Here is a 12,647-nt window from a genome sequence, read left to right as displayed (position 1 = left end):
TTTTGAACCATGAACCAGGAACAGAAAAAAATCAAAGTAGGCGATCAGGTCAAAATAGTCGCCTTACCTGCTTATATTAAGACTGCTGAACCCATGCCTATGCTACGCTCCCCCAATCTTTTGACTGTAGGGGAAACAGGAGTAGTAATGGAGCGTCGCCCTGGTGGTTATTGGGGTATTCGCTTTACTCAAGGAGCTTTTTTATTAGAAAGCCAATACATTGAGTTAATTAATAATTAGTAATTACTGATTGATCATTGATAGTTAATAATCAATAATTAATAGAGCCAATAATAAGTTATTTGAGAATGTTCTTCAATGGAAGTATCAGAATTAAAACGAAACATCGAAACTGTATCTCTACGCCTGGGTAAAACTCAGGAATATCTTTGACCCTCCTGCCATAACTGCAAAAATTCAAGATTTAGAACAAAGTGCGGCTCAACCCGACTTCTGGGATAATCGTGACGTAGCTCAGCAAGTTTTGCAAGAATTGAATGAGCTTAAGTCTAGCCTAGAACAATATCAGCAATGGCAGAGTACTTTAGAAGATACTAAAGCGATCGCCGAATTACTGGAATTAGAATCAGATGAAGCTTTAGCAACAGAAGCCCAAACAAACTTAGAGCAATTAGAAAAAGAACTAGAGCTGTGGGAATTACAACAGCTATTATCTGGCACTTATGATACCAAAGGAGCCGTTTTAACCATTAATGCTGGTGCAGGGGGCACAGATGCTCAAGATTGGGCAGAAATGCTATTGCGGATGTATACTCGGTGGAGCGAAAAACAAGGTTACAAAGTCCGTCTGGCAGAATCTTCTCCTGGGGATGAAGCAGGAATCAAATCCGCTACCCTAGAAATCGAAGGGCGTTATGCTTATGGCTATTTAAAAGCTGAGAAAGGAACCCACCGCCTAGTTAGAATCTCTCCTTATAACGCTAACGGAAAACGGCAAACTAGCTTTGCTGGGGTAGAAATTATGCCCAATCTAGGGGATGAAGAGCTAGATCTAGAAATTCCTGATAAAGATTTAGAAATCAAAACATCACGCTCTGGTGGTGCTGGGGGACAAAACGTCAATAAGGTAGAAACTGCCGTCCAAATTACTCATTTACCGACTAAAATTGCTGTGCGTTGCACAGAGGAGCGTTCCCAGTTACAAAATAAAGAGCGAGCCTTAGCCCTTTTAAAAGCTAAATTACTGATCATTGCCGAGGAACAACGAGCAAAAGAGATCGCTGAAATTCGGGGCGACATGGTAGAAGCTGCTTGGGGAAATCAGATCCGTAATTACGTTTTTCATCCTTATCAAATGGTTAAGGATTTGCGAACAGAAACCGAAACCACCGATGTTAACGACGTAATGGATGGCAATCTCAACCCCTTTATTGAGGCCTATCTCCGACAAGAAAATCAGTTGGTTTGATACAAGCTAATGGCTAATGGCCATTGGTGACAAGTTAAGGGTGTGTGTTGTTTGTCAACTAGTTTTGAGTAACGAGTAACGAGTAACGAGTAACGAGTTTTGTCACTAAAATAGTCTCTTTGTACTATGAATTGTTCTCTAACCTTGAATCTACATATAGTTCTAAAAAATAAATAAGACACTATATATAGTAGTTGACTTAATGCAAATTAGCTTAACTTGTCACGGTTGGCTAATGGCTAATGGCTAATGGCTAATGGCTAATAGCTAATAGCAGCGAATCATTGTTTCATTTAGAGCAGTGAGAAATCAAATCAGGTGTATTATTCAGTTTTTTTCAGCTTGATAATCGCCTGACGAAAACCTAAAACCACCAAAATGTTAGAAAATGTTAGAAAAAGTTCTGCACTCCCGTGCAGCCAATCGACATTAGCTAAGCTTTTGCCATAATGTTCTTGGGCATAAATACCCGCAGGAATGGTTATAGCCACAAAAATCAAGAGGACATAGAAACCAATCAAAGCTAGACGTGGTGTTTTCCCCGAACGAGTCATAAACCACAAAAAGCCGAGATAGGGAAATAACGAAATGGCAAATAAACTTTCTTTATTCATTGCAAAATTAATACAAGCTTAATCAGAGTCGATCTCAATATTTCTAGAGCTACGCCAGATTCCCCAAGCAGCAATACAAACCGTAAAGTTGCCTACCACAGTCATTGATGCTTGCATGGTGACTAACCATTCTAAAGACTGGAGATTATCGAAGAAATGCCAAGTACAGGCACACATAGCACTAACTAAAGCCGGTAGCATGGCAAAAGACAAATTGTACCAAGAGCGATCGCCAGTAATTTTCCCATATTGCCAAATATAGAAGATAGCAACCGCCCACTCAAGAACGCTAGAAACATGAACTATCCAAGTCGGAATTGATAATGCGTGCATAGCTGATTACTGATTACTGATTACTGATTACTGATTAAGCCAATTTACATTCAACTAGCATATTTGTTAGTGGGGAAACGCACCTTGAAGCTCTCTTCCGATCTTCCTATCAGCCTCAACCGATAACTCGTACGTTCCTTAGCCGAGGAAACTTCGGCAGGTTCGCTCGTCAAATTTGATGTTGACCACTTTACTTGCGCCCAATGATATTAGTTAGATATTGTGTTCTCTAGCCATTCAATCACTTGCTTACCTAAACTGACGTTATTTAAGCGATCTATTTCCCTGATTCCAGTAGGACTAGTAACATTCACCTCTGTCAAGTAGCCTCCAATTACATCAATTCCGACAAAATAAAGATTATCAGCACGCAATTGTGGGGCAACAATGGCACAAATTTCTTGTTCTCTGGCGGTGATATCTGCCTTGACCGCTTTTCCGCCCACTGCCATATTTCCTCTAAATTCGGTACCACTAGGAATACGGTTAACTGCTCCAATTGGTTCACCGTCAAGTAGAATAATCCTTTTATCACCTTCCTTAGCAGCAGGCAAATATTCTTGAACCATTACAGGCTCACGTCCTTGATACGTACTTACCTCAATTAAAGAATTAAAATTGCGATCGCCAGCTTCTAAGAATAAAATTCCTTCTCCCCCTTTGCCCCCTAAAGGTTTTAATACGGCAGATTGTTTCTCTTCAACAAATTGAGCAATTACCGATTTATCCTGACTGACAATAGTTTCTGGAATTACAGAGGTAAATTGAAGTGCGTACACTTTTTCGTTGGCAGTTCTCAATCCTTGGGGAGAATTTACTACTAAAGTCCGATCTCGATCAATTAAATCTAAGATGTATGTAGTGTAGAGATAAGGAACAGTAACAGGAGGATCGGTGCGCATAAAAACGGCATCCATTTCCTCCAAACAAGTTAGCAATTTATTGCCCAGTTGATACCAATCTGATTCTGCTTGCCAATGTCCATCAACTAGCTTCACTAGTTTCAAATCAACTGCTTGTAAATATCCCCAAGCTTTACCCCCAATGATACTTAGTTGATTAGCTTCAGTTATCCAGACTTGATGACCTAAGATCTGTGCCGCTTCCATCATGGCAACGCTGCTATCGTGTCCTGGGTCTAATTTTGCTATTGGATCAATGATAAACGCGAGTTTCACACTTTTTTCCTTGAGTAAATGCTTGGTATTTCTTTAACTAATAAGGTACAACTGAGCGATACCCCTCTACAATAGAGGGTCTAATTCTCCCCTACTTTCTAAAGCATAAAGATCGTCGCAGCCACCAATATGGCGATCATCTATAAAAATTTGCGGTAAGCTCGATCTACCATTAGTTCTTTCTGTCATGCTATCTCTTGCATCTTCATCACCATCAATGCAGTACTCAATATATTGAACCCCTTTGTGATCGAGTAGCCCTTTGGCACGAATGCAAAATGGACAACTACTCCAAGTATATATTTCAATCTTTGCTGCCATAGTCAGAGTAAATATTAAGTATTATTACGTCATCATTATCTTAAACCGATTTATGGTCTTTTCAAGAATTCTAAAAATACATTTTGTAGTTAAAAACGTGAAAAACCGTTATTTACTCTTTTCAATTATGCATTTTGCTCGAGTTAATAAAAGACTCTGATTAATAAATATTAAATCTAAATCGAGTGAACATCTTGATATTCTTGTGATTCGCAAATTTCTTCTTCAAGTAGTTTTTGGATTAAGTTTACCAATATCAATTAGATATCTCAGTATTTTTTTACTGATGACTTCAGCTGTTAATTTTAAATAAACATTTGGGAACTCTTAAATATGAGACTAAGGAAGTTCTCGTATTTCAGAACCAATCAGCCATTGGTTGCTATGTTTCCCAAAGTAAAGTAGCTTTTGAAGCTACAGCTCTGAAAACATAACTTCTTTAATAAGCTAACTTATATTGAACTTACATAAAATGGAATCAGCAAAAGTTGTTAATAATATTCTGCTAAGTTCCCTTGCTTTTGGTGCAACCTTTGGTATTGGAATGTTAGTCAAAGATAATAATATTCAAAAAACCTTAAAGGGTACTGGTGCGGTTGGAGCTATGGCTTGCGTGGCTGGAGCTTTGGTTACTAACAATAAAAAAGATTCTAAAAATAATCAAGATAATAGCTCATCAGTTAAGCAAATCTCAGAAATTAATAATCAAGATACACAATTACAGCAATCTTTAAATGAAATTAATGTTAAGAGGCATGCAGTAGAAGCCGAGATAAACTCACTGCAAACAGAGCAAAATCAGCTTATCACTATAATTTCTGATTTAAATACTCAAAAACAACAATTAGAAACTGAAGTAGAACAACTATCTTTTAAACAAGCCCAATTAGATCAAGTAATATCACCTATTGAGCAAAATCTTGTTAATCTTACTCACGATAATGAAGATCAACAAGTAAATTCAAAGGCAATTCCATTAGATTCAGATTTAGAAGTTGCACAACTTGTTAATTCTTTAGATGAATCAGATATAGAAGTATTTAATAATGAAGTAATAGAAAACCAAGATCAATTAAGTATTAATCCATTTACTGATGTTTCCGAACAATCAGAATCTATCGAATTAAATAACGATTCAGAACTAGAAATAGTTGATAAACTAATTGGTTCTTTGGATGAATCTGAGCTAGAGGGATTTGACAATAATTTATCTATAGAAAACAAAAATACTGATGAAGAAAAACAGGTAAATATTATTGATGAAGAATCTAATTTTGAAATAGGTGAAGATGTAACTAACTCTGATGCAGATATAGAACATTTAAGTAGTGCTCTAGGTGAGTCCGAATTAAAAATGTTTGACAGTCAATCATCTGAAGAATTTAATGATGATGGTGAAGAGCTGGACTCCGAATCGGATGCCGAGGAATTTAGCTCTGAAGATCCCCTACTAATAGAAGAAGAGTCTCCAGAATGGATGGGTCAATTAGCTGATGAAAGGGAATCACCTATTGAAGAAATGGATTCAGAATCGGATATCGAAGAATTTAGCTTTGAAGATCCACTACTAATAGAAGAAGAGTCTCCAGAATGGATGGGTCAATTAGCTGATGAAACTGAATCTACTGTAGAGGAGATGGACTCCGAATCTAGTAATTCAATGACAGAAGTAGAATCGTTGATGGACTCAGTTAATGAATCGGAATCATCAGAATTGGGTTTTGATGACAATCTTGTAGTTGAACAAGATTCCTCTGACTTAATGGGCGAGTTTTCTAATGAAAGTGAATCTGCCTTAGAGGAGATGAATTCCGAATCTAGTGATTCCATGACAGAAGTAGAATCGTTGATGGACTCAGTTAATGAATCGGAATTATCAGAATTGGGTTTTAAGGAAAATGAATCTTCTCTGGATCAAATGAACTCCGAATCAGATGCCGAAGAGTTCGAGTTCCAAGATGCTTCCATGATAGAAGAAGAGTCTCCTGATTTGATGGATGAGTTTTCTCATGAGAGTCAATCTGCCTTAGAGGAGATGGATTCCGAATCTAGTGATTCAATGACAGAAGTAGAATCGTTGATGGACTCAGTTAATGAATCGGAATTATCAGAATTGGGTTTTGAGGAAAATGAATTTTCTCTGGATCAAATGAACTCTGAATCAGATGCCGAAGAGTTCGAGTTCCAAGATGCTTCCATGATAGAAGAAGAGTCTCCTGACTTGATGGATAAATTTTCTAATGAGAGTCAATCTGCCTTAGAGGAGATGAATTCCGAATCTAGTGATTCCATGACAGAAGTAGAATCGTTGATGGACTTAGTTAATGAATCGGAATCATCAGAATTGGGTTTTGATGACAATCTTGTAGTTGAACAAGATTCCTCTGACTTAATGGGCGAGTTTTCTAATGAGAGTCAATCTTCCGTGGATGAAATGAATTCTCCATCAGATGAGGAAGAGTTTAGTTTACAAGATACTTCTGTTGAAGAAGAGTCTTTGGGCTTGATGGGCGAGTTTAGTAATGAGAGTCAATCTGCCATTAATGAGATGGATTCTCAATCGATTGATTCAATCACAGAAGTAGGAGCATTGATCGATTCAGTCGATGAATCGGAGTTGCCAGAATTTAGTTTTGATGAAACTCCTGTTGTCGAAGACTCTTCGGACTTGATGGAAGAATTGGCTAATGAGAGTCAATCTCCCATGGATGAGGAAGAATTCAGTTTCCAGGATACTTCCGTTGAAGAAGAGTCTTCGGAGTTAATGGCTGATTTTTCTGATGAGAGTGAATCTCCCGTGGATGAAATGAATTCTCCATCAGATGAGGAAGAGTTTAGTTTACAAGATACTTCTGTTGAAGAAGAGTCTTTGGGCTTGATGGGCGAGTTTAGTAATGAGAGTCAATCTGCTGTGGATGAGATGGATTCTCAATCGATTGATTCAATTGCAGAAGTAGGAGCAATGATCGATTCAGTCGATGAATCGGAGTTGCCAGAATTTAGTTTGGATGAAACTCCTGCTGTCGAAGAGTCTTCGGACATGATTGAAGAATTGGCTAATGAGAGTCAATCTCCCATGGATGAGGAAGAATTCAGTTTCCAGGATACACCCTTGGAAGAAGAGTCTTTGGGCTTGATGGGCGAGTTTAGTAATGAGAGTCAATCTGCTGTGGATGAGATGGATTCTCAATCGATTGATTCAATCACAGAAGTAGGAGCATTGATCGATTCAGTCGATGAATCGGAGTTGCCAGAATTTAGTTTTGATGAAACTCCTTTAGCCGAAGAAGAGTCTTCGGACTTGATGGAAGAATTGGCTAATGAGAGTCAATCTCCCATGGATGAGGAAGAATTCAGTTTCCAGGATACTTCTGTCGAAGAAGAGTCTTCCGGACTTGATGGACGAGTTTTCTGCTCAGAGTGAATCTGCTGTGGATGAGATGGATTCTGAATCGATTGATTCAATCACAGAAGTAGGAGCATTGTTCGATTCAGTCGATGAATCGGAGTTGCCAGAATTTGGTTTTGATGAAACTCCTTTAGCCGAAGAAGAGTCTTTGGAGTTGATGGGCGAGTTTTCTGATGAAAGTGAATCTGCCGTAGATGAAGCTGACTCCAAATCAGATCTCGAAGGATTTAGTTTTCAAGATACTTCTGTTGAAGGAGAATTAGAATCCATTGAGAAAAAACTTGATATGATCAATGAAATTTCTGATGAATCATTAGAAGAGTTAAAAGATTTATTAGATTCTGTGCAGGATCATGAGATTGAAGAAAATCATGAATTGGGCGAAATTCACCATGAGAATCAAATAAATAGTTAACTATCGTTTTGATTAGTTGAAAACTTACTCAAAGACTTAGATTTTTTTCTAGGTCTTTCTTTTTTGGCGATCGCGAAGTGTGGGCTTTGCCCAATCGCTCTACAATCCACTTCTATTCAAGTAGTGAGAATTGATAAACTAATTAATATCTACAGCAATAATTAAGCTCAGCAGTAACACAAATTTATGGGAAGCGAACAAATCACTTTACTCTCCAGACGAGAAATCGAAAAAATGCGTCGAGCAGGAGCTTTGGCAGCAGAGTTATTAGATTTTCTTGAACCAATGGTAAAACCTGGAGTAAGCACTTTAGAAATTAATGACGCAGCGGAACAATGGACTCAAGAAAAAGGGGCAAAAAGCGCACCTTTAGGATATGGTCCCGCGGATAATCCGTTTACTGCTTCACTATGCACAAGTGTAAATGAAGTGATTTGTCATGGTATTCCCAACGCCAAGCAAATATTAAAAGATGGAGACATCATTAATATTGATGTAACTCCTATTGTTGATGGTTATCATGGAGACACTTCCAAAACCTTTTTTGTCGGGACTTGTTCACCTAAAGCAAGAAAGTTAGTCGAAGTTACTGAAGAATGTTTAAGGAGAGGAATCGCCGCAGTAAAACCTGGAGCAAGAATTTGTGATATTGGTGCCGCAATTCAAGAATATGCTGAGCAGAATGGTTTTTCTGTGGTGAGAGATTTTGTCGGACATGGGGTTAGTCATATTTTTCATACCGCACCTCAGATTCCACATTACTATGACCCAAGGCAGAAGAAGAAGCTCAAACCTGGAATGGTTTTTACAATTGAACCCATGATTAATGAGGGAACTTGGGAAGCAGTAATGTTAGATGATGGTTGGACAGCGATTACTAAAGATGGCAAACTGTCAGCTCAGTTTGAACATACCATCGCCGTAACTAAAGATGGAGTAGATATTTTAACTCTAGCTAATTGATGGCAAGTCCTAATACTCTGAGCGGCGAATATTAAAACAACACCAATCTTTTCTTTTCCATAATGCGGCAACAGTCCATCCATGCTGTTCCACAATATCCGCGATTTGATCAGCTTGAGTTAATAGAATTCCACTCAAAATTGCCCAACTTTTCTCATGGGAAATAGTATTAAAATTAGGAAATAATTCGACGATGGTATCAGCAAGAATATTGCAAATGATGCCATCAAAGGTTTCACCTACCTCAACTAATTGCTCTACACTACCATCGCTGACCATTAAACGTTCCCGATCAATTTTGTTTAACTGACAATTGCTACGACAAGTCTTGGTTGCTAAAGCATCGTTATCGACAGCATAAGCTTTTTTTGCTCCAAGTAAAACTGCACCTAAAGCCAGAATTCCTGATCCACATCCAATGTCCGCTACAATTTGATTTTCGACATTTTCAGACAATCTCATTTCTAAAGATTCTAGACATAACTGGGTGGTAGGATGAGTTCCCGTACCAAATGCTGCACCAGGATCAAGACGTAAAATTAGTTTTTCAGATTCTTCTGGTGGGGTTTCCCAAGCAGGATAGATCAAAAAGCGATCGCCAATTTCTGTAGGTTGCCAATACTGTTTCCAACTACTTGCCCAATCTTCTTCATCTATCAGATGCCATTGAGCTTCAGGTACTGACACCTCCAATAATTTGGCATCTTGCTCTAGCCATAAAGATAAAGCTGCTAAATCTAATAACTGAGTATTGATTTCGGGAATATATGTCCGAATTAAAATTTGCTTATCTTTAACCAGCTCAGGGTTATAATTTTGTTCATTATCCAAAATTTCAACCTGAGTAGCTGTTCCAGAACAACCAAACTTTTCGAGACGCCAAAAAACCGATTCTTCCAGAATTGGCTCGCATTTTACGACGATCTCCCACCAACGATTAGACATGAATTTCCTTTATTTGTGAGTTATATAGAGATGATTTGATTAAACCTGAATAAGTTTGCCTGACTATTGCCGATTAATCGGTCATCTGGTCGTTTTTAATCGATGAACTGAAGTCAATAGACATTTCTTCTCTACTGTATGTCAAGATTTTAGCTTTATCCACTTTTTATTGAGGACTATTGATAGTTTGCCCAATATTCCTCAATAATTTAGGTTTTTAATCTATGGAAATTTATGTTTGGCAAAAGGATTCCCCACACTACTCTAACCCCTGAAATTAAAAAAGTTGGCGAGAAAACTCACCAACTCAATATTGTTTAATTTCCGGTTTATGTTGAGGAAGATTATGTATTTCTGTGTAAGAGACTTGCCTTACTAGTTCAATTTTTCTAAACAGATAATTTTACTGTATAAGCATCTCTAATACCATCAACCTTAGTAATCTCTTGTAAAATCCCCTCTGGTAATGGATCATCCAAACTGAGTACCATTACTGCCTCACCTCGAACGATTTTACGTCCTACTTGCATACTAGCAATGTTCACATTGTAACTACCTAGTAACGAGCCAATTTTACCGATAATTCCCGGCATATCCCGGTGTAATGTGAATAACATATGATCATTTGGAGGAACATTAATGGGAAATCCATCTAGGTTAGTAATGCGGATTTCTCCTTCACTTAGTAATGCCCCAGTCACTGAGTGTTGACCATTTGCTCCTTGAGCTTCCATATGTAATGAACCTCCAGAATAGTCGCGAGTTGAACTGTCTTTGGTTTCAATTACTCTAATACCTCTTTCTTGTGCTTCAATAGCTGCGTTCACATAGTTGACCCGCTCTCTCAGTGCCTGAGATAATAGTCCCTTTAAAGCAGCCACAATTAATGGCTGACTATCGTTACTGGCTAATTCTCCCTGTAAACGTATATTCAGTTCGTCAATCCTGCCACCAGCTAATTGACTAGCCATGTTGCCTAAAGTTTCCGCCAATCTTAGATAAGGACGAAGTTTTTCCATTACATCGGGATTCAACCCAGGAATATTTACCGCAGAGCGAGCAGGAAGACCCAACAAAACATCTCTAATTTGCTCGGCAACATCAATCGCTACATTAACTTGTGCTTCCGCTGTAGATGCTCCTAAATGGGGAGTCAATACTAAATTAGACTCAACTTCTGTTAGCGGAGATTCCCCTAAAGGTTCATTGGCATAAACATCTAGGGCTGCACCACCTATTTGTCCAGCTTTAAGTGCTTCTGCTAATGCTGCTTCGTCGATAATTCCTCCACGAGCGCAATTAATAATTCTGACATTTGGCTTCATCTTAGCTAATGCCTCGGCATTAATTAGATTGGCAGTTTCTGTAGTTTTGGGGATATGTAAAGTAATATAATCCGCTTCTTGAAATAATAAGTCCAAATCTACTAAACTACAGCCCAACCGCTCAGCTCGCTCATTAGAAACAAAAGGATCGTAAGCAAGCAGTTTCATGTCCATTGCCCTGGCTACTTTGGCAACGTGTGCGCCAATTTTGCCTAAACCAACTACCCCAATAGTTTTCTTGTAAACTTCATTGCCAACAAACTTTTTACGTTCCCACTTACCATTTTTGACTGATTGATTGGCATTGGGTATCTGACGAGATAAAGATAACATCATTGCTAGAGCGTGTTCGGCAGCTGCAATAGTATTACCTTCTGGAGAGTTAACCACAACAATACCATGACGAGTAGCAGCACGAACGTCAATGTTGTCTACTCCTACCCCTGCACGCCCGATAATTTTGAGTTGAGTACCAGCTTCGATAACTTCTGCTGTAACTTTAGTACCCGATCGCAGCATTAAAGCATCATATTCGGGAATAATATTGATTAGTTCTTCTATAGGTAACTTAGTTTTTACGTCTACTTCAGCTACTTGAGAGAGTATATCGATACCAGCTGGATCGATAGGATCGGAGACGAGAACTTTTGCCATAGTCATGAATAGTAGTCTAATTCCCTGGAATCTTGTTATTTTAGCTGTAAGCCTAATTTTTTGAGGTTGAGATTGACCAGCGATTACAGCAGCGAGAAGTAGCGTTGCGGGGGTCACATGCGGGCAAGCCCTTTGTCCCGTTGAGCAAACTTCGTAAGAAGGCTCTGCCATAATGTGGCGGAGTAATCTTAGGCTGATAGTCACTAAATCTCTTCAATACCTTCAAAAGACTTGCTTTCAGTTGTTGCTTGAGTCAGCACATTAATTATGGCTGCAATAGCTCTATGCAGTAAATTATTGTAAAGCTAAAAGTAGTCTTCATCATGCGATCATTAAAATTTTTTGGGATTTATTACTATTTCTCGATTCTGATTCACGTTTGTCAAGATGAGAATAGAAATCTTAGGTAGTAATCTAAGATTTCTAAGATTTAACTAATCTGAATCTGAGATAATTATGATCAATCAGCTTATTTTTTTTACTTTTGTACGTCAGAATTAAGCGTTAAATATTAATTGTTTTTATTCTTTGCCAAATACTATGAGTATTATATCTGCTAATTACTTTAAGCATAATTCTAGTATTATCAATTCATTTCAAAGAGTATACAAAGGAATATTAATAGATACTGGTCCGACTTTTTCTTTGTCGAATCATAAAGCTGCCTTATGCTATTGCGAGTATTTTAAATTTAATCACCAGCAAAGTCTTTGCTTGATTGTAAAAAATCGGAATTTTCTCCAAATTTGGCTAAAAAATGATTTCGGTCAGCAAAAAAAAGAAATAGCAAGTTCAAATGATTCAATTATTTCTAACAAAGTAATATTATTGGATAATACAAATAATTTGCTGCCATTAGACCCTGGTTTCATTGATCGTTGTAAAAGAATACTAGCTGAATACATTGGTCCTCTTGCTCCAGTGATTTGCAAACAAACTATTGCTAATAATTCTGACTTAAATCGACAGCAATTTGTGGAAATTATTGCCGACAAAATTCCTGATTCTCAACAAGTAATTAAATTTAAGCAAACTTTATTAGAATAGAGTAGAGCCTCAAA

Annotated in this window: 12 protein-coding genes; 6 read left to right on the top strand and 6 right to left on the bottom strand. The window is 37.9% G+C overall.

Annotated features, from left to right (window positions below; translation table 11 throughout):
* The first annotated feature begins 9 nt into the window (after positions 1-9).
* A complete protein-coding gene (sipA, locus tag PLEUR7319_RS0122935) occupies positions 10-240 on the top strand; it encodes a regulatory protein SipA (RefSeq protein WP_019507577.1) in 231 nt (76 codons plus the stop codon).
* A gap of 78 nt (positions 241-318) precedes the next feature.
* Positions 319-1,429, top strand: a protein-coding gene (prfB, locus tag PLEUR7319_RS0122930) for a peptide chain release factor 2 (protein ID WP_144054363.1) whose coding sequence is annotated in 2 segments (ribosomal slippage) — positions 319-390 and positions 392-1,429 — 1,110 coding nt in all. Because the reading frame shifts where the segments join, the coding sequence is not laid out codon by codon here.
* Positions 1,430-1,752: 323 nt separating this feature from the next.
* Here the strand turns inward: prfB and PLEUR7319_RS0122925 are convergent.
* The 4 genes from PLEUR7319_RS0122925 to grxC all read right to left on the bottom strand — a co-directional run bounded on the left by PLEUR7319_RS0122925 (position 1,753) and on the right by grxC (position 3,875).
* A complete protein-coding gene (locus PLEUR7319_RS0122925) occupies positions 1,753-2,043 on the bottom strand; it encodes a DUF3593 domain-containing protein (RefSeq protein WP_019507575.1) in 291 nt (96 codons plus the stop codon).
* Between the two features lie 18 nt (positions 2,044-2,061).
* Positions 2,062-2,376 carry a DUF2499 domain-containing protein gene (locus tag PLEUR7319_RS0122920; RefSeq protein WP_019507574.1) on the bottom strand — a complete coding sequence of 105 codons (315 nt, stop codon included), beginning with the start codon at positions 2,374-2,376 and terminating at the stop codon, positions 2,062-2,064.
* A gap of 209 nt (positions 2,377-2,585) precedes the next feature.
* Positions 2,586-3,554, bottom strand: a complete 969-nt coding sequence (gene gshB, locus PLEUR7319_RS0122915) for a glutathione synthase (RefSeq protein ID WP_026102720.1) — start codon at positions 3,552-3,554, stop codon at positions 2,586-2,588.
* 66 nt (positions 3,555-3,620) lie between these two features.
* The gene (gene grxC / locus PLEUR7319_RS0122910) at positions 3,621-3,875 is read right to left on the bottom strand and encodes a glutaredoxin 3 (protein WP_019507572.1); all 255 of its coding nucleotides are present in this window, start codon (positions 3,873-3,875) and stop codon (positions 3,621-3,623) included.
* Between the two features lie 472 nt (positions 3,876-4,347).
* On the opposite strand from grxC, the gene PLEUR7319_RS0122905 reads away from it, so the two are divergent.
* The 3 genes from PLEUR7319_RS0122905 to map all read left to right on the top strand — a co-directional run bounded on the left by PLEUR7319_RS0122905 (position 4,348) and on the right by map (position 8,662).
* Positions 4,348-7,299, top strand: a complete 2,952-nt coding sequence (locus PLEUR7319_RS0122905) for a hypothetical protein (protein ID WP_019507571.1) — start codon at positions 4,348-4,350, stop codon at positions 7,297-7,299.
* Entirely contained in the window at positions 7,274-7,699 is a 426-nt protein-coding gene (locus PLEUR7319_RS0122900) for a hypothetical protein (RefSeq protein WP_019507570.1), read from the top strand. The genes PLEUR7319_RS0122905 and PLEUR7319_RS0122900 overlap by 26 nt, the downstream gene beginning before the upstream one ends.
* A gap of 186 nt (positions 7,700-7,885) precedes the next feature.
* Positions 7,886-8,662 carry a type I methionyl aminopeptidase gene (gene map / locus PLEUR7319_RS0122895; protein ID WP_019507569.1) on the top strand — a complete coding sequence of 259 codons (777 nt, stop codon included), beginning with the start codon at positions 7,886-7,888 and terminating at the stop codon, positions 8,660-8,662.
* A 9-nt stretch (positions 8,663-8,671) separates the two neighbouring features.
* Here the strand turns inward: map and prmA are convergent, their stop codons facing one another.
* Both prmA and serA read right to left on the bottom strand, forming a co-directional pair.
* Entirely contained in the window at positions 8,672-9,607 is a 936-nt protein-coding gene (gene prmA, locus PLEUR7319_RS0122890; protein ID WP_019507568.1) for a 50S ribosomal protein L11 methyltransferase, read from the bottom strand.
* A gap of 389 nt (positions 9,608-9,996) precedes the next feature.
* Complete coding sequence (serA, locus tag PLEUR7319_RS0122885; RefSeq protein WP_026102719.1) at positions 9,997-11,586, bottom strand: phosphoglycerate dehydrogenase; 1,590 nt, start codon at positions 11,584-11,586, stop codon at positions 9,997-9,999.
* Between the two features lie 540 nt (positions 11,587-12,126).
* Here serA and PLEUR7319_RS0122880 point away from each other — a divergent pair.
* Complete coding sequence (locus PLEUR7319_RS0122880) at positions 12,127-12,633, top strand: hypothetical protein (protein ID WP_019507566.1); 507 nt, start codon at positions 12,127-12,129, stop codon at positions 12,631-12,633.
* The last annotated feature ends 14 nt before the right edge of the window (positions 12,634-12,647 follow it).

This window comes from Pleurocapsa sp. PCC 7319 (assembly GCF_000332195.1).
Taxonomy (GTDB): domain Bacteria; phylum Cyanobacteriota; class Cyanobacteriia; order Cyanobacteriales; family Xenococcaceae; genus Waterburya.
The sequence above is the reverse complement of the archived record's forward strand: the minus strand, read 5'-3'. Positions and strand labels throughout refer to the sequence as shown.

Bases quoted from the DNA above. Each gene is read 5' to 3' on its own strand.
- prmA (WP_019507568.1), bottom strand. From the start codon at position 9,607: ATGTCTAATCGTTGGTGGGAGATCGTCGTAAAATGCGAGCCAATTCTG.
- PLEUR7319_RS0122925 (WP_019507575.1), bottom strand. From the start codon at position 2,043: ATGAATAAAGAAAGTTTATTTGCCATTTCGTTATTTCCCTATCTCGGC.
- map (WP_019507569.1), top strand. From the start codon at position 7,886: ATGGGAAGCGAACAAATCACTTTACTCTCCAGACGAGAAATCGAAAAA.
- grxC (WP_019507572.1), bottom strand. From the start codon at position 3,875: ATGGCAGCAAAGATTGAAATATATACTTGGAGTAGTTGTCCATTTTGC.
- PLEUR7319_RS0122920 (WP_019507574.1), bottom strand. From the start codon at position 2,376: ATGCACGCATTATCAATTCCGACTTGGATAGTTCATGTTTCTAGCGTT.
- serA (WP_026102719.1), bottom strand. From the start codon at position 11,586: ATGGCAAAAGTTCTCGTCTCCGATCCTATCGATCCAGCTGGTATCGAT.
- sipA (WP_019507577.1), top strand. From the start codon at position 10: ATGAACCAGGAACAGAAAAAAATCAAAGTAGGCGATCAGGTCAAAATA.
- PLEUR7319_RS0122905 (WP_019507571.1), top strand. From the start codon at position 4,348: ATGGAATCAGCAAAAGTTGTTAATAATATTCTGCTAAGTTCCCTTGCT.
- PLEUR7319_RS0122900 (WP_019507570.1), top strand. From the start codon at position 7,274: ATGGACGAGTTTTCTGCTCAGAGTGAATCTGCTGTGGATGAGATGGAT.
- PLEUR7319_RS0122880 (WP_019507566.1), top strand. From the start codon at position 12,127: ATGAGTATTATATCTGCTAATTACTTTAAGCATAATTCTAGTATTATC.